Source organism: Bacillus arachidis, assembly GCF_030285945.1.
Classification (GTDB): Bacteria; Bacillota; Bacilli; order Bacillales; family Bacillaceae_G; genus Bacillus_A; species Bacillus_A arachidis.
In genome coordinates this window covers 189,027-213,382 of the sequence record NZ_CP127376.1, presented here as the reverse complement: position 1 = coordinate 213,382, position 24,356 = coordinate 189,027, and the positions used below count along the sequence as shown (strand labels likewise).

27 protein-coding genes are annotated in these 24,356 nt (G+C 35.3%); 16 read left to right on the top strand and 11 right to left on the bottom strand.

Annotated elements, in window-relative coordinates:
• Positions 1–151 precede the first annotated feature (151 nt).
• Positions 152–2,026: a ribosomal protection-like ABC-F family protein gene (abc-f, locus tag QRY57_RS02840; RefSeq protein ID WP_286016621.1), complete on the bottom strand. Its 1,875-nt coding sequence runs from the start codon at positions 2,024–2,026 to the stop codon at positions 152–154.
• Between the two features lie 124 nt (positions 2,027–2,150).
• Positions 2,151–2,285, bottom strand: coding sequence for an RAxF-45 family protein (locus tag QRY57_RS02835; RefSeq protein ID WP_016132219.1), 135 nt, complete (start codon positions 2,283–2,285; stop codon positions 2,151–2,153).
• A gap of 417 nt (positions 2,286–2,702) precedes the next feature.
• Here QRY57_RS02835 and QRY57_RS02830 point away from each other — a divergent pair, with 417 nt between their 5' ends.
• Both QRY57_RS02830 and QRY57_RS02825 read left to right on the top strand, forming a co-directional pair.
• Entirely contained in the window at positions 2,703–2,831 is a 129-nt protein-coding gene (locus tag QRY57_RS02830) for a hypothetical protein (RefSeq protein ID WP_026592742.1), read from the top strand.
• A 164-nt stretch (positions 2,832–2,995) separates the two neighbouring features.
• Complete coding sequence (locus QRY57_RS02825; protein ID WP_286016620.1) at positions 2,996–3,769, top strand: DUF4931 domain-containing protein; 774 nt, start codon at positions 2,996–2,998, stop codon at positions 3,767–3,769.
• A 40-nt stretch (positions 3,770–3,809) separates the two neighbouring features.
• On the opposite strand, the gene QRY57_RS02820 is transcribed toward QRY57_RS02825, so the two are convergent.
• The gene (locus QRY57_RS02820) at positions 3,810–4,343 is read right to left on the bottom strand and encodes a transglycosylase SLT domain-containing protein (RefSeq protein WP_026592740.1); all 534 of its coding nucleotides are present in this window, start codon (positions 4,341–4,343) and stop codon (positions 3,810–3,812) included.
• Positions 4,344–4,627: 284 nt separating this feature from the next.
• Here QRY57_RS02820 and QRY57_RS02815 point away from each other — a divergent pair, with 284 nt between their 5' ends.
• Positions 4,628–6,274, top strand: a complete 1,647-nt coding sequence (locus QRY57_RS02815) for a polysaccharide deacetylase family protein (RefSeq protein WP_286016619.1) — start codon at positions 4,628–4,630, stop codon at positions 6,272–6,274.
• 67 nt (positions 6,275–6,341) lie between these two features.
• Here QRY57_RS02815 and QRY57_RS02810 read toward each other — a convergent pair whose 3' ends face one another.
• The gene (locus QRY57_RS02810) at positions 6,342–7,106 is read right to left on the bottom strand and encodes a TatD family hydrolase (protein ID WP_286016618.1); all 765 of its coding nucleotides are present in this window, start codon (positions 7,104–7,106) and stop codon (positions 6,342–6,344) included.
• A gap of 563 nt (positions 7,107–7,669) precedes the next feature.
• Positions 7,670–8,041, bottom strand: a complete 372-nt coding sequence (locus QRY57_RS02805) for a YxeA family protein (protein ID WP_208018960.1) — start codon at positions 8,039–8,041, stop codon at positions 7,670–7,672.
• 249 nt (positions 8,042–8,290) lie between these two features.
• On the opposite strand from QRY57_RS02805, the gene nirB reads away from it, so the two are divergent.
• From nirB to QRY57_RS02780, 5 genes are read left to right on the top strand one after another with little or no spacing between them, the layout of a single operon-like run.
• Positions 8,291–10,696, top strand: coding sequence for a nitrite reductase large subunit NirB (gene nirB / locus QRY57_RS02800; RefSeq protein WP_286016617.1), 2,406 nt, complete (start codon positions 8,291–8,293; stop codon positions 10,694–10,696).
• 12 nt (positions 10,697–10,708) lie between these two features.
• Positions 10,709–11,026 carry a nitrite reductase small subunit NirD gene (nirD, locus tag QRY57_RS02795; protein WP_026592734.1) on the top strand — a complete coding sequence of 106 codons (318 nt, stop codon included), beginning with the start codon at positions 10,709–10,711 and terminating at the stop codon, positions 11,024–11,026.
• Positions 11,027–11,085: 59 nt separating this feature from the next.
• Positions 11,086–12,510: a uroporphyrin-III C-methyltransferase gene (locus QRY57_RS02790; RefSeq protein ID WP_286016616.1), complete on the top strand. Its 1,425-nt coding sequence runs from the start codon at positions 11,086–11,088 to the stop codon at positions 12,508–12,510.
• Positions 12,507–13,217 (top strand): sirohydrochlorin chelatase, encoded by a 711-nt coding sequence (locus QRY57_RS02785; protein ID WP_286016615.1) that lies wholly within the window; start codon positions 12,507–12,509, stop codon positions 13,215–13,217. Before QRY57_RS02790 ends, QRY57_RS02785 begins: the two co-directional genes overlap by 4 nt.
• Positions 13,210–13,659, top strand: coding sequence for a precorrin-2 dehydrogenase (locus QRY57_RS02780; protein ID WP_286016614.1), 450 nt, complete (start codon positions 13,210–13,212; stop codon positions 13,657–13,659). The genes QRY57_RS02785 and QRY57_RS02780 overlap by 8 nt, the downstream gene beginning before the upstream one ends.
• A gap of 37 nt (positions 13,660–13,696) precedes the next feature.
• Here the strand turns inward: QRY57_RS02780 and QRY57_RS02775 are convergent, their stop codons facing one another.
• Together QRY57_RS02775 and QRY57_RS02770 are read right to left on the bottom strand one after the other, a co-directional pair.
• Positions 13,697–14,788, bottom strand: a complete 1,092-nt coding sequence (locus QRY57_RS02775; RefSeq protein ID WP_026592730.1) for a hypothetical protein — start codon at positions 14,786–14,788, stop codon at positions 13,697–13,699.
• Positions 14,789–14,903: 115 nt separating this feature from the next.
• Positions 14,904–15,404 (bottom strand): YybH family protein, encoded by a 501-nt coding sequence (locus QRY57_RS02770; protein WP_090694046.1) that lies wholly within the window; start codon positions 15,402–15,404, stop codon positions 14,904–14,906.
• A 187-nt stretch (positions 15,405–15,591) separates the two neighbouring features.
• On the opposite strand from QRY57_RS02770, the gene QRY57_RS02765 reads away from it, so the two are divergent.
• Positions 15,592–15,687, top strand: a complete 96-nt coding sequence (locus QRY57_RS02765; RefSeq protein ID WP_090694043.1) for a DUF3948 family protein — start codon at positions 15,592–15,594, stop codon at positions 15,685–15,687.
• A 70-nt stretch (positions 15,688–15,757) separates the two neighbouring features.
• Here QRY57_RS02765 and QRY57_RS02760 read toward each other — a convergent pair whose 3' ends face one another.
• A complete protein-coding gene (locus tag QRY57_RS02760) occupies positions 15,758–16,363 on the bottom strand; it encodes a lysophospholipid acyltransferase family protein (protein WP_026592728.1) in 606 nt (201 codons plus the stop codon).
• A gap of 293 nt (positions 16,364–16,656) precedes the next feature.
• On the opposite strand from QRY57_RS02760, the gene QRY57_RS02755 reads away from it, so the two are divergent.
• Positions 16,657–16,752 (top strand): DUF3948 family protein, encoded by a 96-nt coding sequence (locus QRY57_RS02755; RefSeq protein ID WP_286016613.1) that lies wholly within the window; start codon positions 16,657–16,659, stop codon positions 16,750–16,752.
• A gap of 73 nt (positions 16,753–16,825) precedes the next feature.
• Here the strand turns inward: QRY57_RS02755 and QRY57_RS02750 are convergent, their stop codons facing one another.
• Entirely contained in the window at positions 16,826–16,966 is a 141-nt protein-coding gene (locus QRY57_RS02750; protein ID WP_081811067.1) for a YrzO family protein, read from the bottom strand.
• Between the two features lie 27 nt (positions 16,967–16,993).
• Positions 16,994–17,962: a DMT family transporter gene (locus QRY57_RS02745; protein ID WP_286016612.1), complete on the bottom strand. Its 969-nt coding sequence runs from the start codon at positions 17,960–17,962 to the stop codon at positions 16,994–16,996.
• Positions 17,963–18,100: 138 nt separating this feature from the next.
• Here QRY57_RS02745 and QRY57_RS02740 point away from each other — a divergent pair, with 138 nt between their 5' ends.
• Entirely contained in the window at positions 18,101–18,967 is an 867-nt protein-coding gene (locus QRY57_RS02740) for a LysR family transcriptional regulator (protein ID WP_208018969.1), read from the top strand.
• Positions 18,968–19,224: 257 nt separating this feature from the next.
• A complete protein-coding gene (locus QRY57_RS02735; protein WP_081811066.1) occupies positions 19,225–19,329 on the top strand; it encodes a DUF3948 family protein in 105 nt (34 codons plus the stop codon).
• A gap of 64 nt (positions 19,330–19,393) precedes the next feature.
• On the opposite strand, the gene QRY57_RS02730 is transcribed toward QRY57_RS02735, so the two are convergent.
• A complete protein-coding gene (locus QRY57_RS02730; protein WP_286016611.1) occupies positions 19,394–20,341 on the bottom strand; it encodes a helix-turn-helix transcriptional regulator in 948 nt (315 codons plus the stop codon).
• Between the two features lie 133 nt (positions 20,342–20,474).
• Between QRY57_RS02730 and modA the strand changes: the two genes are divergently transcribed.
• The 4 genes from modA to proC all read left to right on the top strand — a co-directional run bounded on the left by modA (position 20,475) and on the right by proC (position 24,290).
• Positions 20,475–21,281, top strand: a complete 807-nt coding sequence (gene modA, locus QRY57_RS02725; protein ID WP_026592724.1) for a molybdate ABC transporter substrate-binding protein — start codon at positions 20,475–20,477, stop codon at positions 21,279–21,281.
• 5 nt (positions 21,282–21,286) lie between these two features.
• Positions 21,287–21,964 carry a molybdate ABC transporter permease subunit gene (gene modB / locus QRY57_RS02720; RefSeq protein ID WP_286016610.1) on the top strand — a complete coding sequence of 226 codons (678 nt, stop codon included), beginning with the start codon at positions 21,287–21,289 and terminating at the stop codon, positions 21,962–21,964.
• Positions 21,965–22,475: 511 nt separating this feature from the next.
• Positions 22,476–23,327 carry a GRP family sugar transporter gene (locus QRY57_RS02715; RefSeq protein WP_026592722.1) on the top strand — a complete coding sequence of 284 codons (852 nt, stop codon included), beginning with the start codon at positions 22,476–22,478 and terminating at the stop codon, positions 23,325–23,327.
• A gap of 159 nt (positions 23,328–23,486) precedes the next feature.
• Positions 23,487–24,290, top strand: a complete 804-nt coding sequence (gene proC / locus QRY57_RS02710; protein ID WP_286016609.1) for a pyrroline-5-carboxylate reductase — start codon at positions 23,487–23,489, stop codon at positions 24,288–24,290.
• The last annotated feature ends 66 nt before the right edge of the window (positions 24,291–24,356 follow it).

The window sequence follows — 24,356 nt, the reverse complement described above, 5'->3', positions numbered from 1 at the left end:
AAATATTCTTTCAGTCACACCAACATTTTGAAAAGTGTTTTCATAATATAACCGCAAGAAAATTATACCATTTTCATTTTAAGCTAAAGGGTAGTCATACAAAACAAGCCACCCTCGCATATTCTACAGGGATGACTTGTTTTCCTTTTATCTATTCCATCACACTATCCAATCGATTATATAATTCCGCCCGTAATCGTTCTTTTTCCTTTTTTTCTTTATATAACTGTTCGAGTATTTCAACATTGCTTGTTTCTTCCATTGCACACTCCAGCATATATATATCTTCTTCTATATACATTAGCCTATCTTCAATTTCTTCTACACTACTCGCTTCTTTCTTCTTTACATTCATCACCTTTATTTTTGGAACCTCTTGTCGTTTCACTTCTTTTTTCTCTATTCTTTCTGCCCATTTCTGACGTGCCCAAGCATAATTCCCAACAAATTCAAACAATGTGTACTCATCAATCCAATATGTTTTCTCAAACAATTTATTTAAAAAGTAACGATCGTGTGAAACAGCAAGAACTGTTCCATTATATTGTTCGAGAGCTTCTTCTAGCACTTCCCTTGATTCAATATCAAGATGGTTTGTCGGCTCATCTAACACAAGGAAGTTTACATCTTGATACATAAGCTGTGCCAACCGTAATCTCATTCTTTCACCACCGCTAAGCTGATTAATCTTTTTAAAAACAGCTGGACCATAAAATAAAAAGCGAGCTAATATATGGCGAGCTTCTCCTTCTGTTACAACTACATGCTCCCTAAATGCTTCCAATACATTATATTTCACGTTCTCATATGCATGCTGCGATAGATAACCGATCTTCACACCACTACCAATTCGAACCTCGCCAGCATCCGGTCTCATTTCCTCTAACAATAGCTTTAATAATGTTGTTTTCCCTGTACCATTGCGCCCAACAATAGCTGCTCGCTCTTGAAAACGAACATGTAAATTTGCTTTCTGGAATAAGGTACGATTAGCAAAACCTTTACTAACTTCTTTCATTACAACAACATCTTTTCCACTTCTCTCTTGCCCTTCAAACTGAAGTCCCATCTGCTTTCTTTCTAAAATTGGCTTCTTCAACTTTTCCATCCGTTCTAACGCGCGCTCCATATTTCTAGCACGTTTATGCAATCCTTCATTCGGCGGATTAGCTTGATTCGCCCATTCTCTTAAGCGTTTAATTGCTTCTTTCATTTTCTTTATCTTCTTTTGTTGTTCCTGATAAGATTGAAATTCTTGTAGTAGCCTTTCTTCCTTTTCCTTCACAAACTGCGAGTAATTGGTTTGATACACATGAAGTTCTCCATCTTCTAAATCAAAAATTTTCGTAACAACTTCATCTAAAAAATAACGATCATGCGAAATGATCACAACTGTTCCCGTATACTCTTTCAAAAATTGTTCAAGCCACTCTACCGCAAATAAATCTAAATGGTTTGTCGGCTCATCTAACAGGAGTAAGTCCGGTTTCTGTAATAGCATATAAGCAAGACTTACTTTCGTTTGCTCCCCACCGCTCAACTCAGTGAAAACTCGAGAAAATAGCTCCGTTACTTGTAAACCATTTGCTACCTTCATAATATTTGCCTCTATTTCATAACCGCCTAAAAACGAAAATTGCTCTTGTATTGCCCCATACTTCTCCATTAACCTTTCTAAATCAGTTGAATCCTGTTCCTCTGCCATACGTTTCTCTAAACTACGCATTTCTATTTCTAATTCTTTCTCTTTTACAAAGGCAGAGCTTAATACATCATATACAGTTATTTCATCATCAAACTTCGGAATTTGTGCTACGTGACCAATACGAGTTCCTTTCTTCATATGAATTACACCAGCATCTACGCCCTCAATTCCTGTTAACAACTGAAAAAGCGTTGTCTTTCCACTACCATTTCGTCCAACTAATCCAATTCGTTCGCCACTCTTTATTTCAAGCGATATATTTTCAAATATGATGTTTCCACCAAAAGATTTCGTTACATTATTTACATTACAGATTGTCATTTTCCATACTCCTTTCAACGTAAAAAACCATGAGGAAAGAAACTTTCCCCATGGTTTTTGGCATAGAAAAAGGAAGCAAAATAGCCCCCTTTTCACACGTCTTATAAAATGGGTGAAGAGATTTCTATCGTTCAATAGCTACTATGCAATTGCTAAAAAAGGGCATACGTATCCCGTTAGCAATCACATCATGAAAAATCGCACGACAAAAATAGATAAAATCTAAAAATTTTGCGCGCGCAGCTAAAGAACGTTTCATCTCATTCACTCCTTTCGTACGGAATTTAATACTTACTTCTTTATTATACTTTCCCATTTGATGTTTGAATAGTCATTTTTCTGAAAATAATGAAGATAGACTAAACATTTCAACAAATTACATCCAATCTTACAAAACTGTTATGTTCACGTAATGGAAAGCGATAGTACGAAATGACTCCTCCTTATACAATAAAGATGTAAACAAGAGACAGATAACAGGAGGAATTAATCATGATAAAAGATATCGTAAAAGCAATCTTCGAGGTATTAGTAAATGGACAAGCAGTTGTAAAAGAACTAAACCTACTATAAAAAGGAGTGAATGAAAATGATGAACATGGTAAAAATGATTCTACATGCTTTAATTGACGCCAAAGCAGTTAGCCAAGAATTAAATGAACAATAGAAAGGGGAAATGAATATGAAGAAAGCCATCTTTACAATTGTAGGTACAATCTTTGCCTTACACACACTGAAAAATAGAAAAAAGAAACAGAATGAAAATACGCTATATTATCCATACACATTATTACAGAAAAAATAAAAGACCAGATACCCTCATATAATTAGGATATTTGGTCTTTTGTTTTTTCTATTAAAAGTTGTGGCCCCTTCCTTCTCATTTTCTCACTATAAAGGATTTCTCCTTTCTTTTCACGAATATAGTAGACGGGAATTTTACATATACTTTCAAAGGGGCATATACGAATGGATACACAACAACTTTATTTTTTAAATGATATCGGCAAGCAAAAACCGGAAAGCATCCGTAATAAAAATACAGCTTGTCCTTTTTGCGATACGGAAAACCTTACTGATCTTTTAGAAACAGACAGCTCTATCATCTGGTTACAAAATAAATTTCCAACACTGAAAGATACGTTCCAGACAGTTCTTATCGAAACGGATAATTGTGATGATCATATTGCGACCTACACATCCGAACACATGAAAAAGTTAATTCGCTTCTCTATTAAACATTGGCTAGCGTTAGAAAATAGCAATAAATTTACATCTGTTATTTTGTATAAAAATCATGGTCCATTTTCAGGTGGAAGTTTGCATCATGCGCATATGCAAATCATCGGAATGAAATATGTAGACTACCAGGAAAACATAGCACCTGAAAACTTTCAAGGCGTGACTGTAAGAAAAGACGACCAAATTGAACTTAATATCTCTACACGACCAATTATTGGTTTCACCGAGTTTAACATTATCATTGAAGACATAAAAGTAATCGATATGATGGCACATTATATTCAGCAAACTGTGCGTTACATACTAACAGATTTTCATAAAGGATGTAGCAGCTATAACTTATTCTTCTATCATCTTTCCGGAAAGATTATTTGTAAAGTGGTTCCTCGTTTTGTTGTTTCACCATTATATGTCGGTTACAAAATTCCACAAGTTTCTACCAAATTAGAAGATGTAAAAGAGCAACTTGAACGATATTTTATACATACAGATAAAGAATGATGAACTTTCTTCATAAAAAAACAGAGTAGGTGTTTAGCACCTACTCCTTCATTGTCCCTTTATTTCGATAGTACACGTCCTCTAGCCCAACGTTATACTTCATATTTTGATCCGTCCACTCAGTCCCTAGATTGCCAGGCCAACCGGACGTATTTGCTATATATTTTAGTAATTCAAGGTCTGTCAGTCCTTTTTGTACACCTCTTTTATACCCTTTCATTAAATGAGGCATTGCAATTTGGGCATTTGTCCGTGGATCTTTCAACTGCTCGTCCGTTAAGTTATCAGGAGCAAGCCCCCCACCTCTGTGTAACTGAAACAATCCAAAAGAAGTGCCATTGTCTCCAACACTCCGTGGGTTGAAACGACTTTCATGCTCGGCAATTGTAAGAGGTATCCATTCTGGCAGATTTACTTTCTTTGCTTCTTCAGTAATAATTTGCTTCATCTGTTTTACTTCCTCTGAATCAACATAACTTGTTTGATTCATGAATCTTTCCATTCCTTCAGACTCTCCTTGAAAATACAAATACACCCCAAGAACAACTAAAAACCCTACAAAGAATTTTTTCACTACCTCTACCTCTTTCTATGCTGAAATTTGTCCCCTTTCAGCCTTTCCTTACAATCGCCTGCATTCTATTACTCTTAAATCATACCAAACAATCATCCGCCTTCACATCATGCTTTAGACTGATTTTCTGAAAAACAAATTATGAAACTTTATAAAAAATGTAACATTCCTTCCCATCGTTTCTATATGTAATGTTTTCCAATATCCATTTCAAATGGATTCCATCTTTTCCTTTATATATAATTGTAAATTGAATTCCACACAAAGAATAGGAGACTATCTACATGAAAAGAAAGTTATTACTTTTTCTCACTACTTTACTACTCATTCCTATCCATACCTCTGCTCAAACAACAAAAAAACCAAAAGTATTGGTTTTATACAGCGCAGAAAACGGACAAATTACAAATGATATACAGATTTTAAATACTTTAATAGGCCATTTTACAAATGATATAACCATAAAAAATTCAAAAAAAGCAAATGAAGTTACTACCCCTTCTTATACGCATGTGATTTACATGGGCGAAAAAAAAGAGCAAATCTCTGCTGAAACGAAACAATTTCTAGAGAGCTTTTCAGGGCCTGTACTATTTCTTGGTCAAAATATAGAACAATTACCTAATCGTTTTTCTTTTATTACATTAAAAAAAGAAGATATAGGAATTAACACTATAACGTACCCAACACATCAACTTAAAAATAAATTACATGAGGAACGATTAATTAGACAACTTGATACAACCGAAAAACCTCTTGCATATGCGCTAAGCTCAAACGGGACATATCCCTTTATCGTGAAACAAAATCAATCCTATTACGTAGCGACATCTCAGCTTTTTGATTGGACATCTCATTATGTTGGTGAAATGCTCTTTTCTTATTTTCAGCAAAGTCCTGAAACAAATAAACATAGAGCTTATTTACGCTTAGAAGATATTCATCCGGCATCAGATATAAAACAATTAAAAGAGATTGCCGAGTTATTAAAGGGAAAAAAAATCCCCTATATGCTCACTGTTATCCCAGTCTACACAGATCCAGATACAGGAAAAACTATCCATTTACAAGATAAACCAGAATTGATAGACGTATTACGCTTTATGCAGGACAACGGTGGCTCCATTGTGATGCATGGCTATACCCATCAATTTTATGATAGTGAAACAGGTGAGGGTTTTGAATTTTGGAATGTAAAAACGGATCAACCTATCCTTTATCCCAATCATGAACAATTGAAAACGAGACAGGATTTTGAATCAGATGCTTCTTATAACGAATACATAGAAAACGGTAAAAAATTCGAAGAAACATATATAACAGAACATATTGAAAAAGGAATTGAAGAACTCACAGCAGCTAAATTATACCCACTCGCTTTTGAAGCACCGCACTATGCAATATCACAAAAAGGATACGAAATATTATCACGTTACTTTTCAACTTATATAGGGCAATTACAATTAGGTGATACAACATGGAAAACTATGCACTCACCAGCCTTTACAAGTACACCATCATTTTTGCATGGAATGAAGTTGCTTCCTGAAACAGTCGGTTTTATAGAAGAGGAAAACACTCATGCTTCTACTGAAATGAAGGAACGTGCATTATCATTTACAAAGCTATCAGATGGGATAATCGGTGCCTTCTATCATCCATACTTAGGGATTAAACCTTTCAAAGAACTATTAAGTGAATTAGAAAGTATTCCAAATATAGAATGGATCGATTTACAAACAGAATCGAATAAAGTGAAGACGAGGGATATCCACATTACTTCTAATAAAGATGGGATCGAGATTGATAAGCCTTTTTCCTTAAGTAACACGATGAACACCCTACAAAAGTATGGCTTTTTTCTCATCCTTGGAGTTTTCTTGATTGTATTTCTTTTATTAATACAACGTGCAAAACAACTTGAATCCTAGAACAATACCAAGCATCAACTCGTGCTTGGCATTGTTTATTCCAAATATAAGCGAGACCTTTTATCTACTACCTTTTCAAATAAAATTGAACTGTATTTTCATAAATTTTCTCTGCAACCTTATCTATAGGAATATTTTTTATCAAACGTATTTCTTTTAATACATCTTGAATCATACTTGGATGCGTCATGACATTTTCATAAAACCGCCATGGTCCATCAGTTTCTACCATTATATATTCTAGCGGATAGAACGATACGATTTTTCTAATTTTCTCCTTCTGTATAATATCCGGTGTAATAGAAATGTAGTACCCATTTTGAATCATTCGTTCCATCGTTTCATTACTTCCTTTAAACCAATGAAAATGCGCACGTGAAATCTCATACTGTTCAAGTACATCACATACAATATCAGCATCTTCATAAACTGCATGTAACACAATTGGTAAGTCGTACCGTTTTGCTAAAGCCACAAACCTCTCTAATATTTCAATGTAAGGGTCTATTGCAATATCTTTCTTTTCTTGCCGTAAATAATATGGTAAGCCAACCTCACCTATCGCAACAAGTCGTTCTACATTTGCTTCAATTAACTTATAAATTTGTTCACATTCTTTTTTATTAATCATCTGTTCTGGATGAAACCCCAGTGCCGGATGTACAAATGGATATTGTTTTGCTAAAGATAATGTTTTTTGACAAGAATGATAGTTCATTGATACTGCAACTAATCCATCAATCTCACCACTTCTTTTCACATCATCAATTAATTTCATTTGCTCTTTATTCTCATATTGGTCCAAATGTATATGACTATCAATCCACTTCATTCCTATCACCTCTCACATCTATTTTAATATGCTATTCCACATGAAAAGCAATAAAAAAAACAAGAAGGGATCTCCTTCTTATTTTATCATCTATATTATTTAACAATTAAGTTTGTAATTATATCAAAAAGTCCAATACATATTGCGGCAACAGTAAAGTAGCTACAGAAATCTTTTATCTGAAACTTCACTACTTCTTCTTTTCGCATCCCATTCTTCTCCCTTCTTCGTATCTCCCTAATTTCTTATCTTTTTCTATTATGCAAAAAATATGACAAACAAGCCATCGAATTAACTTACGTAAACCTTACAATGTTGTAAGGTTTAAAAAAATAGCCCCATCTCTCTACGAGATAAGGCTTATTCAATAGTTAGTTGGTTTTCAAACATTCATCATCATTTCAAACAGAAAGTTATATTTTTAAACTTTATACTTGTATTGTAATAGAATTCATAAATAACAACTATCGAATTATCTTACACATACATTACAAAACTGTAATGTACCTGTAATGTAATTCAATAGTTCCTCTTACAAGTATTTCGCATATGAAAAGTTTACTTTATCTCGTCTCTATAATCTTACTTCTCGCCTGCACAGGTATATTTTGAGGCTCAATCTCTACTAACGACTCACCATAACGTCCTTTTGCGAAAACTTTCAATGTTTCATCCCTTTTTAGCATATGTTTTACAGTTTTCTTTATCTTTTGTTCTCTTCCTTTTTCGTCATATGCAACAAATTCATATTCGTACCAATCATCGCCAATGTGCTGACCAATACTATTTACAACCGTATAATATTCCTTCGTTTTATAAAATGGATTATATTTATCAATTACTGGACCAAACTGTGTTGGTAGGAGCAGTACAATCGCAGCTACTATCGCAATTCCAGTAATAATCACTCGCTTTTTTACTTTTTCCCACCCCAAGGTAGTAACCTCCTCACACAATATGTGTTCTATAAACTTATTTTAAAGAGAGGCGCTCAATTATGCCATTCAATCCTCTTACATTTCCCTTACATTTTTGTAAGAATTCAAGTGAGGTTTTATATTATTTTTAACAATTTGTGAATCCTCCAAAACTGTGATAAACATCACACCCTCCATTTTCCAAAGATTTTATAATACGAGTATAAAAGATTGTTAAACATTTCACATTTAAGAGGGGAAATGAATATGAAAAAACGTTTAGTCATGATCGGGAATGGCATGGCCGGCATTCGCTGCATTGAAGAAATTTTAAAACAAGATACGAAGCTTTATGACATTACTATTTTTGGTGATGAACCTCATCCAAACTACAATCGTATTATGCTATCTCACGTCTTACAAGGAAAAACAAGTATCCAAGATATCATTATGAACGAATACAGTTGGTACGAAGAAAATGATATTACACTGTATACAGATGAAAAGGTAAAAAATATTGATCGTGAAGAACAAGTTATTGTTACAGAAAAGAATCGAATTGTTATGTACGACAAACTCATTATTGCAACGGGCTCTAGCGCTTTTATTTTACCTGTTGAAGGTTCAGAACTTCCAGGTGTAACAGGTTTTCGGACAATAGAAGATACCCAATTTATGATAGATGCTGCTAAGCAATATAAAAAAGCCGTTGTCATTGGCGGAGGATTGCTCGGTTTAGAAGCAGCACGCGGGCTTATTGACTTAGGAATGGATGTACACGTTGTTCATTTAATGCCTTACTTAATGGAGCAACAACTTGATGCTAAAGCTGCTTCATTACTACGTGAAGACTTAGAAGCACAAGGCATGAAATTTCTTATGGAAAAGAAAACGGTGAAAATTCTTGGTACTGACCATGTTGAAGGAATTCAATTTGAAGACAATAGTATTGTAGCATGCGATTTAGTTGTAATGGCTGTTGGAATACGACCTAATACACAGTTAGCAAAAGATGCTGGTTTAATTGTAAATCGCGGCATCGTTACAAATGATTACATGCAAACAGATGATGAATCCATCTATGCCGTTGGTGAATGCGCAGAGCATGATGGTATTGCTTATGGTCTTGTTGCTCCTCTATATGAACAAGGAACCGTATTAGCAAAACATATAACGAACTCACAAACAGATGGATATGCAGGAAGTATTGTGGGTACACAACTTAAAGTTGCAGGATGTGATTTATTTTCTGCTGGACAAATTTATGAAGATGATAGGGCAAAAGCAATCTCCGTCTTTAATGAATGTACTCGTTCCTATAAAAAAGTATTAATTCGTGACAATAAAGTCATTGGCGTTGTTTTATATGGAGATACTGCTGACGGTACACGCCTCTTTAGTATGTTAAAAAAGGAAGAAGATATACAAGAATACACACCAGCTTCTCTTCTTCATAGAGCTGGCGAAGAAAATGGCCTTGACGTTGCAAGCATGGGTGCTGACGACACTGTTTGTGGATGTAATGGTGTTACAAAAGGAGCAATTGTTCATGCCATTTTAGAACAAGATTTAAACACCTTTGAAGAAGTAAAAGGATGTACAAAAGCTGCTGGTTCATGCGGAAAATGCCGTCCTATTGTCGAACAAATTTTATCCCATACACTCGGTGATAGCTTTGATGCATCTGCTCAAAATGTAGGTATGTGTGGATGTACAACTTTGTCGCGTGACGAGGTTGTCGCAGCAATTCATGAGAAAGGATTAAAATCACCAAAAGAAGTACGAAACGTCCTTGGTTTCGCACATGAAGACGGCTGTTCCAAATGCCGTCCTGCATTAAACTACTATTTGCGTATGGCACGTCCAGAAGAATATGCAGATGATAAATCATCCCGCTTCGTTAATGAAAGAATGAACGGTAATATTCAGCATGATGGCACATTTTCCGTTATTCCTCGTATGTACGGCGGTGTTACTACTGCAGATGATTTAATGAAAATTGCTGAAGTTGCGAAAAAATACGATGTGCCGCTCGTTAAAATAACAGGTGCAAGTCGAATCGGCTTATACGGTGTTAAGAAAGAGGATTTACCAAAAGTTTGGGCTGACCTCGATATGACTTCTGGTTATGCCTATTCGAAATCCCTTCGCAATGTAAAATCATGCGTCGGTTCTCGTTTCTGCCGCTTCGGTACAAAAGATTCATTAGGCCTTGGTATGTTACTTGAACAATCGTTAGAAATGGTAGATACACCGCACAAAATGAAAATGGGTGTAACCGGTTGTCCACGTAACTGTGCGGAAGCATTAACGAAAGACTTCGGTGTCGTTTGTGTTGAAAATGGATTCCAACTTTATATTGGTGGTAACGGTGGTACAGAAGTTCGCGAAGCTGATTTTGTAATGATTGTCCCTACAGAAGAAGATGTGCTTCGCATCGCTACAGCTTATGTACAATATTACCGTGAAACCGGTATTTACGGTGAACGAACAGCCCCTTGGGTAGAACGAATGGGATTAGATCATATAAAAGAAATGCTGCAAGATGAAAACATGGTCACTACGCTAAATGAACGTTTCCAGCAGGCCTGCAACACATATGAAGAAGCTTGGGGACAAGCGCTAGAAACCAAATCATTAAAAGCCATGTATGAAGTAGAAACTGTAAAGTAAGGAGCGATCTACATGTTGCAAACAAAAGAAAAAATAAAAATAATGCATGCAGAAGACCTTCCTGTGCAAATCGGTAAGGAAGTGCGAATTAAAGATATATCCATCGCCTTATTTCGTCTTTCAAATGGTGATATTCACGCTGTAGAAAATCGGTGTCCTCATAAAAATGGACCTTTAGCTGAAGGGATTGTTTCTGGAGAATTCGTCTTCTGCCCATTGCATGACTGGAAAATTTCATTACTAACAGGTGAAGTTCAAAAGCCTGATGATGGTTGTATTCAAACATATGAAGTAGAAGTTATTGATGGTGATATTTATATATACATGTAGCTTGTACAAGGAAGCCCCTTTTAGGCTTCCTTTCAAGTAAAAACAGATGAGGTGTAGAGATGAACGGATACGTATATTTAGTTGGCGCGGGACCTGGTGATGAAGGACTGATTACAAAAAAAGCAATAGATTGCCTAAAGAAAGCTGATGTTGTTTTATATGATCGCTTATTGAATCAAAATTTACTTCGCTATACAAAGCCAACATGTGAACTCGTATACTGCGGGAAAATGCCAACGAATCATATTATGCGACAAGAAATGATTAACGCTCATTTAATTCAGTTTGCAAAAGAAGGTAAAACAGTCGTCCGCTTAAAAGGCGGAGATCCATCGATTTTTGGCCGCGTTGGCGAAGAAGCGGTAACTTTAGCAGCAGAAAACATTCTATACGAGATTGTTCCAGGTATTACATCTAGTATTGCCGCTAGTGCGTATGCCGGCATTCCTCTCACCCATCGAAACTACAGCAATAGTGTAACTTTGTTAACCGGTCATACAAAAGGAGCGATTAGCGACCAAGTAAATTACAGTGCTCTTTTAAATAGCGATACAATTGCCTTCTACATGGGGGTTAAAAATCTACCCGTAATTTGTGAAAATTTATTACAAACAGGAAGAAAAAAAGATACACCAGTAGCAGTCATTGAATGGGGTACAACTGGAAAACAACGAGTTGTTACAGGTACACTCTCCACAATCGTGGATGATGTAAAAAAAGAACAAATTTCAAATCCATCGATGACAATTGTTGGTGAAGTGGTGTCCTTACGAAAACAAATTGCCTGGAAAGAACACAAGCCACTACACGGAAAAAAAGTTTTACTTTCCTCTGCAACAAACAAAACAAGTATACTAGCACAAAAGTTACAAACAGCGGGCGCAGAAATACATCAAATACCAACCTTCAAAAAACAAGAATATGTATTAACACCTGCGCAGATTAGTGAAATTTTTAATGCTGAGCGCCTTGTTTTCTGCTCAGCTGAAAGTGTAGCAATCTTATTCCAATCATGTGCACAATATGAAAAAGATATTCGTTCCTTACAAGCAACATTGCAGTATATGAATGTCGCTACACAGAAAGCACTTATGCAGTATGGGCTTTTAAGTGCACCTGCAACACTTTCCAACGAAACAACCGTATATTTAGGGCGAAATATTAATCGAATTGCTATCATTCAAGAAAAAATTGGTACAGGTTCTTATATCATGACACATGAATATAAAGTTGATCATCGTTTTGATGAGATTCATACACGCACACTGACTGAATTCTCATGGGATAGCATCATATTTGAAGGCCGTGCCGCAATTGATACGTTTATAACAGAAGTAAACCGCCTTGGCTTCACAGATATTTTGAATTTACCATTTTCCTATATTGATGCACCTACTTTACAATATGCGAATAAAGTCGGATTCCATCATATCGATCATCAGCTGCAAGCTATCATCGATGAGAAAGAAGTGGTGGCACCATGAAAGGCATCGTTTATATTGGACACGGTAGCAGGTTACAAGAAGGCAATGAACAGTTTATTCACTTTGTTAAGTCCGTTATAAACGAGCGAAGTGAAAACATCCAAAAAATTGGATTTCTTGAGCTAACAACCCCAACCGTCCAAGATGCGATTGTAGAAGCAATCACTGAAGGTACAACTGAGATTTTAATTGTCCCTGTTTTATTATTTGCGGCGGCCCATTATAAGCGTGATGTTCCTTTTGAAATTGAAAAAATAAAAAGGCACTATCCACACATTACAATTTCAGTTGTACCACCTTTCAGTACGCATCCGCTTATGATTGAACTTGTAATAAAACGAATACGTGAAGCTATGCCCATAGAAAGTAGTGAAATCTTACTTGTCGGCCGTGGTAGTAGTGATCCTCAGCCTATACATGAATTAAAGCAAATTGGATCAGTAGTCGAGCAAAAACTCTGCTTGCCTGTTTCCTGTTCCTTTTTAACAAAGGGAACACCTTCTTTTACTGATGAACTCAAGGAAAAGGCAGCATCTGCAAGGCATGTATATGTCATGCCATATCTTCTTTTCACCGGCTTATTACTTCAGAAAATAAATCGGTATGCAAACAAATACCCTAACGTTACAACTTGTAATTGTCTTCAATTTGATTCCTACATGAAGGCCGCTTTATTAGAACGAATGGAGGGATACATATATGCATAACATGTATCCTATTATGTGTAATCTACAGGGCAAAAAGGTTGTGATTATCGGTGGTGGAAAAATTGCATATCGAAAGGCAGCTGGATTAAAAAACACAGGAGCTTTTGTCACTGTGGTGAGCCCAAATATTTGTGAAGAAATGAAGACCCTTCCCTATATTAAATGGAAACAAAAAACATTTGCAGAAGAAGATATTAAAGATGCGCACCTCGTCTACGCTGCTACAAATCACCATGATATAAATATGATGGTTAAACAGGCCGCACACGAATTTCAATGGATTAATGTCGTAAGTGATGGTAAAGAATCATCCTTTCATACCCCCGCAGTTATTCGCAGTGATGAATATATAATAAGCATATCCACATCGGGAAAAAGCCCCTCCTTTGCAAAACGAATCAAACAAAAACTAATAAAGAGCCTTCCTCAAATTATAAAATAAAAAAGATGAACGAATCCTCTCGTTCATCTTTTTTATTTTATAACGTATTTACATCCTTTTTGCTATCTTGCTCTTTTTTTTCAGGCTGATAGAGAAATACATGCTCCTCAAATCGGCTTTTTTTATCACCTTCAAAAGTTGCTCCGGCTACAAATTTAATAGCAAACTCTTTTGCCTCGATCATTGGAAAACTAATTACATACTCTTTTGCTTCACCATCTTGAACATATACATCATTTACTCTCGGTAGCTTATCGCGGTCTAACGGAGGAATTTTTTTACCATCTTGTATAATAACTGTACTGTTTGGATACGTATCCATCTTCCGTCCAGTTCGATTCTCAATCCTTACTTTTAGTGTAATTCGATCCCCAGTTAATTTTTTATAATCAAATTCGCCTTCTAAAATTTGTACAGTATATCCTTCAAAATCAATTCGATTTCCATTTACAGTTGTTCCGCCTTTAATAACGTCGGCATTCTCGACATATTTCGCTCTTATACTTTCAATTGATTGAGGAGGTTGATTTTGATTACCTTTCTCCTTCAAACTATCCTTTTCTTTATCTTGAGCAGCAGGAGATTTTGAAGAACTTGTACTACCTTTAGTACTACCTTTATTTTCATTCGCTGAAAATAATTCATTTAGAGATTTAATTTCTTTTCCATCCAATGTTTTTATCGATTTTATTGCCGTACTTTTTATTTTCCATTTTTTACCCTCTTTATCAAGTGTATGCACGGATTCAGTTACATTATCTTTATAATACTCATTTTTCATTCTACTCTTTGTTTCTTGTTTCACTTCTACAGTTGCATAATCATCCGAATAAGAAAGTACTTTTACCTTTTTTAAACTGGCTTTTAAATCAAGTGCTTCAAACATCTGTTTTGTTGTTTTTTTTGAAATTTCATAACTATAAACCTCACTCGAAAGCGTGTCTAGATATCCGTCCAAGTCTTCTTTGTTAAATGCTTCTACATTCTCTTCTAATGCTTGTTTCACTTCTTTTTCTACATTACTCTCTTTAGGCTCCGCATTACTTTTTGTAGAACATCCCATCGTCCCAAGTAATAAGACACCCGCTAACAACGACATTCCCCACTTTATATGTACTACTTTTTTCATATTAAATCCCCTTTATTTTATAGAATTCAAAATTAATTAACAATATGAATTTTTCTGTCATTTTCAGATGCACGCTATTACTAGATTTCCTCTTTCTTTATTCCACATTTTAATGTTAAGATTCTTTTTTAGTTCTCTCTTTTAATAAAGACTCCCCATCCAATGTCTCAGCAGTTAACATCCCTTGACTTGTAATGACCCATTTATCCTTTTCCTTTTCTAATACAAAGCGCGTCTTTACAACATTATCTGTATACTCTACACTCTTATCCTTATTTTTAGCTGTTGTTTTTGCCTCTATTGTTGCATATTTATCATTTATAGATAAAACCTTCATCCGATCAATTGTAATTTTGACATCATACTCATCTAATAAATTCTCATTCTCTTCTTTTATTGCATCGTATACAAATATATCTTTCGAATATGTTTTCATATAAGCATCAGTATCTTTCTGATTAAATGCTTTTACTTGGTCTGAAATTACTTTTTCTACCTCTTTTTTTGCTTTTGCATTTTCATCTTCTTTCTTTTTTTCTACACCACAACCACTTATCCCTAATGCAAAAACCATACAAGTTAATACTCCGTATTTTTTCTTACTTAATTTTCCCATGATGTTCCCCCTTTTAATTCCCTTAATATTCCACCAATATAGTTTATCATAAAAATGATTACTAAAATGAATTATCTCTTACAAAAATGTAATCTTTCTGTAAGCTAATTCGATAGTGACTACTCTCTATATCCCATACAATTAAGTCAGAAAGTAACAACAAACATTCGAGTAAGGAGAGAATATAATGAACAACATTACTTTTAACAAATTTGACTTTATTGGACTAGCTAGCGGCTCTGCTCTTCTTACAGCTTTCATTTATGCTGCTACGCTTATATAATTTTGTGTCCCCTTCTCCTTTATATAGATAGTAATAGAAAAGACGACCGCCTATGCCCGGTCGTCTTTTCCTATTTGCTATTTTTTTTCAATGTTTCTGTTAATTTTTCAAATGTTTCGTTCAATTGATCCGTCATCATTTTCATCGCTGTTTTTCGATCCACTGTTTCTCCCACTTCCGCTTGAATTGGATCACCGAAAATCAATTGTGCTCTTTTCCCTTTCATTAATTCTTTTACACTAGAGGGCCCCACATAAGCAGCTGGCACTAACGGAACATTAGAACGCATTGCAATTGTAACAGCTCCCGCTTTCAAAGAAACATCTTCTGTTGATCTCGTTCCACTTGGAAAAATCCCTACTACTTTACCTTCTTTTAATAAACGGGAGGGAATTTTTAGTGTACTTGGCCCTGGATTTGCACGATCCACTGGGAAAGCATTCACATTCTTAAAAAACCAATTTGTAAACTTGCTTTCAAACAATTCTTTTTTCGCCATATAATGAATTTCTGTCGGATACATGCCTGCAGCTAACATTAAAACATCCATAAAGCTTGTATGTGTACAAGCAACAACATATGGTCCTCCTTCAGGTAACTTTTCTTTCCCCTGAATCTCCACTTTTCCAACCGTTTTAAATATATATTTCAACGAAAATGTAATTGGCTTATACATTCGTTTCGTTCCTTTCTCCATATCAAAGGTTTAATCATTCTCTTACAAGAATTATAACACTAAGTTTTAGTAGTTGGTATTAAAAATAAGTGACAATTTGTAAAAATTAATTCTTACAAAAGTGTAATCTTTCTGTAAGCTAATTCGATAGTAACTGCTCTCTACATTTTATACAATTAAGTCAGAAAGTAACAAACAACCATTTGAAAAAGAGCAGACACGCATGATGTTCTCCGCTCTGATCGATGCAAAAGCAGTTACTCATTCATTAAACAAGTAAGGAAAGAATATCTATGAATAACATTACTTTTAACAAACAAGATTTTATTGGATTAGCTAGCGGCGCGACTCTTCTTACAGCTTTCATTTTTGCTGCTACGCTCATATAAATTTGTGTCCCCTTTCCCCTTTATATAAATAGTAATAAGAAAGACGACCGTCTATGCCCGGTCGTCTTTCTTATTATGCTTTTCTTTCATGTAATTCTTTTAACAATTTTATCATTTCTGCTTGTTGTTTTATCTTCTTACGGCCATTTCGATTAATCGCTGCAAGCTCACCGGCAATTCCAACCGCAAAGAAAAACAATAAACTTTCTAACATATAGAAATCCCCCAAATGCATTGTCTATTAGACAGCTTGGCGTAACTGCTCCTCTTGCAAAATATGCTTATTTTTATTTTCTTCTTTACGCTGACATACATTATTTCGGATGAGTGCTGTAATAACAAGCAGTGTTCCTACTATATCAAAAATTGTTATTTTATATCCTTGTATCATCATAATGACCAATGTAGTAATTGGCACAAAGTTAATAAATAGAATCCCGTTTATAGATGATAAAATTTTCACGCCGTAGTTCCAAGTAAGCAGTGCTACAATACCTGGTAATGTCATCATAAACAATAAATCGTACTTAACGATAGAAATCGTTTCCATACTCGGTACCAGCACATATCCTAACATTGTAATTATCATCGTTATGACACCTGTTACAGCTGTCCCAAATAAACACGTCAATGTAGAATAGCGAAGTGTCGACCAGTCACTAAAGGATTGACCCCCCATCGTATAAACTACCCATCCCACAACACCGATAAAAATAAATGCTAACGAAAACAGATTATCTTTCAATGTAAGAAAGAAACTCATATCACCTTTCGTAATAACAAAAACAGCTCCAATAAAAGCTATGATCATACCTGTCATCATATATTTTTTCGGTTTGATATGCTTATATCCCCATAAGATGCAAATTGAAATCATCGGCATAAGTGCTTCCATAATAGATGCTACCATAACCCCAGGTTTCCCCATCAACATTTGGCCTAAGAAAACAAGTACATTATATACAGTAAATGCCATTGTTCCGAAGAAGATGAGTAGCTTTCCTTTTCCTTCTAAACGAAATGCCTTCTTGCCTTCTTTCATCAATAATAGTAAAACTAACGCTATCGTTACTGCCCCGTAACGAATGAATGAAAAATAAAATGGATCTATATACTCTAGTGCATGATCTGCAACTGGAAACATTGCTCCCCATGACATGCTTGCGATTAAACATGCCAGCGCTCCTATCATCATTTGGCCTTTTCTCACCGTAATCCCCCGCTTCTATGTAACTCTTGATGCATTGCACAATGAGAATTGTAAAAGAAAAAATATATCACGTAAAATGATTCAAAATGATGTTAACTATCATTTATAATGATAGTTAACATCAAGGAGGAATACGTAGTGGAATTACGAGACTTACAAATCTTTCAAAGCGTAGCAAACCACGGCAGTGTTAGCAACGCAGCAAAAGAGCTGAATTATGTACAATCCAATGTAACAGCACGCATTAAACAATTAGAAAATGAGCTCAAAACGCCCCTTTTTTATCGCCATAAAAAAGGGATGACATTAAATGCAGAAGGCAGAAAAATGCTTGTTTACGTTCATAAAATTTTGCAAGATATTGAAGAATTAAAACAAGTATTTCTAGATAATGAGACTCCATCCGGCATTTTAAAAATCGGTACAGTCGAAACAGTACGTACGTTACCTACTATCCTATCTTCCTATTACAAAAAATACCCAAATGTCGATTTATCACTGCAAGCTGGTTTAACAGAGGCGCTTATTAAAGAAGTAATCGATCATCAATTAGATGGCGCTTTTATATCAGGCCCTATTAAACATCCATTATTAGAACAATACGATGTTTGTACAGAGCAACTTGTCCTCGTCACACAAAATAAAGCTTTTCATATAGAGGAATTTATTACAACGCCACTTCTTGTCTTTAATCAAGGATGTGGATATCGTTCCAAACTAGAACGCTGGCTCAAAGATGAAGGATTGCTTCCAAAAAGAATTATGGAATTTAACATACTAGAGACCATTTTAAATAGCGTTGCACTCGGCCTTGGGATTACACTTGTACCACAATCGGCTGTTAGGCATCTTTCTACTATGGGCAAAGTTCACTGCCATCCGATCCCTGAAAAGTACGGGAGCATTTCAACTGTCTTTATACGCCGGAAAGATGCCTATATGACAAATTCAATGCGTAGCTTTTTAAAAACAATTGAAGAGCATCATCATATCAATATGCTTTAAGAGACATTCTTACACGAATGTCTTTTTTTCTTACAAAACTGTAATTCTTACGTAAGCTAATTCGATAGTTACCCCTGCCTATATTTCATATAATTAAGACAGAAACAGGGCAACAACAAACATTCGAAAAGGAGCGGATACGCATGATGAACAAAATGAAAACAAACAAATTTCTAAATACAATGAGCATGGTGCTATCCGCTCTGATCGATGCAAAAGCGGTTGCGACTACATTAAACAAATAAGGAGAGATTACAATGAACAACATTACTTTTAACAAATTTGACTTTATCGGACTTGCAAGCGGTGCAGCTCTTCTTACAGCTTTTATTTACGCACTTGCTCAAGGACTTGTCTTATAAAATTGTTTCCCCTATCCCCTTTATATAGAAAAAGCTGCTCGTCTTATATAGACAAGCAGCTTTTTCAATTTGTTTCATATATAATTTGACCTGTGTTACTTATATCATATCCGCCAATTGCTCGCAGTTCATTTTGAAATTCTGTAGATTGTAATATTTCTTTCACTGCTTCAATAAGTTGTTCATTTTCTTTATTTTTTAAGATTACCAAGTCATATTGTTCTTTCATCAGCGGAATAAAATCTACATTCACAATTTGCGCTACCTTTTCTGAACCTACGCCAACATCTGCTTTTCCGTTAGCAATTTGCGAGGCAATTCCAATGTGATTTGACTCTTCCCAATCATATCCTCGAATATTTGCTTTCGCTATATTTTGAATTCTCACTTGTTCATCTAATAACACTCGAATTCCTGATCCTTTTTCACGATTCACAAATTGAATCGATGAATGATTCAAGTCAACCCACGTTTGTATTCCTTTTGGATTTCCTTTTTGGACATAAAACCCTACATTTCTTGCTAGTAAGTTTATGACAATACAAGGCTGTCCAACTAAAATTCGTTTTACATACGGAATGTTATATTCCCTTGTATCACCATCAAACAAATGTAAACTAACGATACTTCCTTCTCCTTGAGACATTTTAATTAAGCTTATTAAACTCCCCTGATAAGCTCGGAGCATACTAGAGCCTGGTAAAAGTCTTTCAAGATGCTTCGCTAGCATATCTAATGTTAACTCTTGACCACTAATGACACAGGAAGCTTTTCCATCCTTCTTCTCTATTTTTATAGAAACATCTTGAATCTTCCCAGTTTTCATTTGCTTAATATATTGTTCTAAATCCGCTGCATCAATGCGCATTTGTCTACCAACTCTGTAAGAAGGGAGTTCACCTTTTTTAATTAAATCATACACTGTTAACTTTGAGACTTTTAATCGGTTTGCTACTTCTTCCGTTGTGTAGGAATGATGATCCATAGACGATTCCTCACTTTCTCTTTTCATTGTAACAAAGAAAGAAAATTTCTCCTATATTTTCAAAAAGTGATTTACTTCACATTATATTTAATTATATCTATTTATAATTAAATATAATTAGTTATAATTAAACAGAAGAAAGAGAAAGGGGATTTTATTTATGAACAAATTTACATTACGGTACATTGGGGTATTCATGCTTTCTTTCCTTCTTATATTTAGCACTGCTTGTACAAGTGGAGAAAAGAAAGAAAAAACAAATGCTAAAGAAAACAAAACAGTTGAACTTACAATATCTGCAGCGGCAAGTTTACAAGATGCTTTCAAAGAAATCGAAAAACAATATAAACAAAAAGAACCCAATATAAAGCTTTCCTTTAACTTTGGCGGTTCTGGTGCACTTCAGCAGCAGATTGAACAAGGCGCCCCTGCTGATTTATTCTTCTCTGCAGCAGAAGATAAATTTCAAACACTTGTAAAAAAAGGGATTATTAATGAAAAAGAGGGGAAAAATCTTCTTGGAAATGAACTTGTTTTAGTCGTTCCAAAAGAAAGCTCTATTAAAACATTTCAAGAGTTGAAAGAAGATAAAGTAAAGAAATTAGCAATCGGTACACCTGAATCCGTACCAGCTGGAAAATACGCAAAGGCTTCTCTTACACATGAAAATCTATGGAACGATCTACAAAACAAAATTGTATTTACAAAAGACGTCCGCCAAGTGTTAACATATGTAGAAACAGGTAATGTAGACGCTGGTATTGTATACAAAACTGATGCTCTTATTTCAAATAAAGTAAAAATAGCTGCTGCAGCACCCGCTATTTCTCATGAACCTATCCACTATCCTGCAGGAGTTATAAAAGAATCCAAGCATAAGAAAGAGGCGACTTCATTCTATGAATATTTACAGTCAAAAGATGCACAATCTATCTTTAAAAAATATGGATTTACAATCCTCCCTTAACTACTATGACATTTGATACACTTTGGTCGCCTGTTTTTCTTTCTTTACGAGTGGCCGCACTCGCTACCATTATTGTTATGATTTTCGGCACAGTTATTGGACGAGTGTTAGCGCGCTCTTCGCGGCGTTATAAAGTGTTGTTAGAAACTATTTTTCTATTACCAATGGTGCTTCCACCAACTGTTATTGGTTTTTTTCTCATTATTATTTTCGGGAATAACAGCCCAGTTGGTAAGTGGATTGAATCATTATTTCAACAGTCTATTATGTTTACATCGTGGGCTGCTGTCATCGCTTCAACAATCGTTTCATTCCCACTTATGTATCAATCGGCAAAGACAGGGTTTTCTATTGCAAACGAGCAAATTGAGGACGGTGCCCGTGACCTTGGAGCTAGTGAATACCAAGTCTTCGTACATATCACATTGCCACTGGCATTCCCCGCATTACTTAGCGGAATGATCTTAAGCTTTGTACGTGCACTTGGGGAATTTGGAGCAACACTTATGTTTGCTGGTAACATTCCAGGAAAAACACAAACAATTCCTACAGCCATTTATATGGCAATTGATGCAAGTAACATGCAGTTAGCTTGGACACTAGTTATCATAACAGTTGGTATGTCACTCATTTTCTTACTATGCATTCAATTCATTAATAAAAGAATCACTTCTTTAAAGTAGCTTTCGACAAAAAGCTGCTTTTTTATTTCCCGAAAAATAAACTATTTTGTAGAATGAAATACTTTGTTCTCACCTTACAAATTTGTAATCTTACTGTAAGCTAATTCGATAGTTTCTATTACCCGTATTTTATATAATAAAGTCATAAAGTAAAGCTAATGGGAATTGGATTGTCCCCCCCTTCCCATTAGTAAAAAATTAAGCAACTTTATTTCCCCAATCCCCTTTATAAAGAAGACCTCAAATTTGAGGTCTTTTTTTATTTAAAAAAATAACAGAATCTTGATATTTATAGAAATATACATTCTATTTGAATTTACTTTCAAAAAAGGGCACTTTCCTGTTATCATATGAAGGTGTTTGAAAAGATGAAGAAATGAAAACGCATTTATATCATAAATTCTTCATCCTGTTTTAGCGATCGGTAATCTTCTACTTTCTAGGTGGGAAATTACCGATCGGTAGAACGAACTTAATTATATCGGTATAACAAAAAGAAAGGAGTCTTGTAATGGACATTTTATTAGCGCTTCTTCCTGCACTTGCATGGGGAAACATCTTATTAGTAAGCGTAAAAATGGGCGGTGGTGCATATAGCCAAACAGTGGGTATGACAATCGGTGCTCTATTCTTCGCAACAATCATGTATGTATTTACTCAACCTGCTTTAACGATGACAATCTTAATTGTCGGCTTCATTTCAGGTCTATTCTGGGCTTTAGGACAAGTAAATCAATTAAAAACAGTTGAAAAACTAGGTGTTTCAACAACCGTAACGATTTCTACTGGTATGCAACTTGTTGCGACTTCTATCTTTGGAGTTATTGCTTTTCATGAGTGGACTACTACTACTACGATTATTATGGGAACGATTGCAATTCTATTAATTGTAATTGGTGTTGTCTTTACTTCATTAGATGATAAAGAAAATGCACAGCCACCGGGACAACTGAAAAAAGGACTTTTAACTTTAATTGTTTCTACTTTTGGTTACCTTGTATATGTAATTATCATTCGTTGGTACAATATCGATGGTTGGTCTGCTATTTTACCGCAAGCAGTTGGTATGTTTGTTGGTGCAGTGGTACTGACAGCTAAACATAAACCGTTTAACAAATATGCAGTTCGTAACACATTGTCTGGTTTACTATGGGGAACAGGGAACTTATTCTTACTTCTTTCATTACCACGAGTTGGAGTAGCAACAAGTTTCCCATTATCTCAAACTGGTATCGTTATCTCTACATTCGGTGCAATTGTCTTCTTAGGAGAAAAGAAAACGAAACGCCAAATGGTATTTATTGCACTAGGTAGTGTTTTAATTATCGGTGGTGCCGTTCTACTTGGTATGACAAAAGCATAATTACACAAGCTATGAATCAAACCCTCGAAGCATATCTGCTTCGGGGGTTTCCTATTATTCATTATGAAACTCTCTTTATAAGACTTTTCTTTTTACAACACTCTCTCCAAAATGTTATCGTTTTTTATACCATATTCTAAGCAGGAAGGAATAAAGGATATGCCAAAGAAAAATAGAATTTTATTTATTGGTGCCGGTCGTATGGCGGAAGCAATCTTCGTAGGACTGCTTAAAACAAGTAATGAACACATCGAAGAAATTATTGTATCCAATCGAAGTAACATAGAGAGACTTGAGCAATTAAAACAAAAATACGGAATCTCAATTATACATGATTGGAAACCGTGCATTAAAACAGTAGATACTATTGTTTTAGCGATACCACCAGCTGCACATGAGCAGTTATTAGCGGAATTATCACCTCTTCTGAACCATCAGTTCGTCGTAACAATTGCCGCGGGAATTGGTCCATCTTATTTAGAAAAAAAACTTCCTCAAGGTACACCCGTTGCCTGGATTATGCCAAATACAGCAGCAACGATTGGAAAGTCTATTTCCCTTTATACAATGGGGCACTTCCTAAATGGAGAGCATCAAGAAACACTGCAACTACTCTTAAAAGGAATTGGCACATCCCAGCTTTGCACAGAAGAAGAAATTCATCAGCTTACCGCTGTTACTGGAAGTGCACCTGCCTTCCTCTACCACTTTGCTGAAAGCTTAATTGAAGCAACAAAAAACTATGGAATCGATGAAACAACAGCAAAACACCTTGTCATTCAAATGATTGCTGGCTCTGCTGCCATGCTAGAACAGGATCAAGACCCAGCTATGCTTCGTGAACAAGTGACAACACCAGGTGGTGCAACTGCAGAGGGCTTAAAAGTTTTATATGAATATAATTTTTCGAAATTGCTTCATCAAGCAATTGAAGCAACAAACAAAAAAGCTAGTGGGAAATAATTACGACATGAAAAGGCTGTTAAGCACTGAAGATATGAAAGCAATTCATTAAATGAAAATCACCGC

Coding starts and splice junctions, on each gene's coding strand:
- abc-f (WP_286016621.1), bottom strand. CDS start 2,026: ATGACAATCTGTAATGTAAATAATGTAACGAAATCTTTTGGTGGAAAC.
- QRY57_RS02835 (WP_016132219.1), bottom strand. CDS start 2,285: ATGAAACGTTCTTTAGCTGCGCGCGCAAAATTTTTAGATTTTATCTAT.
- QRY57_RS02830 (WP_026592742.1), top strand. CDS start 2,703: ATGAATATGAAGAAAGCCATCTTTACAATTGTAGGTACAATCTTTGCC.
- QRY57_RS02825 (WP_286016620.1), top strand. CDS start 2,996: ATGGATACACAACAACTTTATTTTTTAAATGATATCGGCAAGCAAAAA.
- QRY57_RS02815 (WP_286016619.1), top strand. CDS start 4,628: ATGAAAAGAAAGTTATTACTTTTTCTCACTACTTTACTACTCATTCCT.
- QRY57_RS02810 (WP_286016618.1), bottom strand. CDS start 7,106: ATGAAGTGGATTGATAGTCATATACATTTGGACCAATATGAGAATAAA.
- nirB (WP_286016617.1), top strand. CDS start 8,291: ATGAAAAAACGTTTAGTCATGATCGGGAATGGCATGGCCGGCATTCGC.
- nirD (WP_026592734.1), top strand. CDS start 10,709: ATGTTGCAAACAAAAGAAAAAATAAAAATAATGCATGCAGAAGACCTT.
- QRY57_RS02790 (WP_286016616.1), top strand. CDS start 11,086: ATGAACGGATACGTATATTTAGTTGGCGCGGGACCTGGTGATGAAGGA.
- QRY57_RS02785 (WP_286016615.1), top strand. CDS start 12,507: ATGAAAGGCATCGTTTATATTGGACACGGTAGCAGGTTACAAGAAGGC.
- QRY57_RS02780 (WP_286016614.1), top strand. CDS start 13,210: ATGCATAACATGTATCCTATTATGTGTAATCTACAGGGCAAAAAGGTT.
- QRY57_RS02775 (WP_026592730.1), bottom strand. CDS start 14,788: ATGAAAAAAGTAGTACATATAAAGTGGGGAATGTCGTTGTTAGCGGGT.
- QRY57_RS02770 (WP_090694046.1), bottom strand. CDS start 15,404: ATGGGAAAATTAAGTAAGAAAAAATACGGAGTATTAACTTGTATGGTT.
- QRY57_RS02765 (WP_090694043.1), top strand. CDS start 15,592: ATGAACAACATTACTTTTAACAAATTTGACTTTATTGGACTAGCTAGC.
- QRY57_RS02760 (WP_026592728.1), bottom strand. CDS start 16,363: ATGTATAAGCCAATTACATTTTCGTTGAAATATATATTTAAAACGGTT.
- QRY57_RS02755 (WP_286016613.1), top strand. CDS start 16,657: ATGAATAACATTACTTTTAACAAACAAGATTTTATTGGATTAGCTAGC.
- QRY57_RS02750 (WP_081811067.1), bottom strand. CDS start 16,966: ATGTTAGAAAGTTTATTGTTTTTCTTTGCGGTTGGAATTGCCGGTGAG.
- QRY57_RS02735 (WP_081811066.1), top strand. CDS start 19,225: ATGAACAACATTACTTTTAACAAATTTGACTTTATCGGACTTGCAAGC.
- QRY57_RS02730 (WP_286016611.1), bottom strand. CDS start 20,341: ATGAAAAGAGAAAGTGAGGAATCGTCTATGGATCATCATTCCTACACA.
- modA (WP_026592724.1), top strand. CDS start 20,475: ATGAACAAATTTACATTACGGTACATTGGGGTATTCATGCTTTCTTTC.
- modB (WP_286016610.1), top strand. CDS start 21,287: ATGACATTTGATACACTTTGGTCGCCTGTTTTTCTTTCTTTACGAGTG.
- QRY57_RS02715 (WP_026592722.1), top strand. CDS start 22,476: ATGGACATTTTATTAGCGCTTCTTCCTGCACTTGCATGGGGAAACATC.
- proC (WP_286016609.1), top strand. CDS start 23,487: ATGCCAAAGAAAAATAGAATTTTATTTATTGGTGCCGGTCGTATGGCG.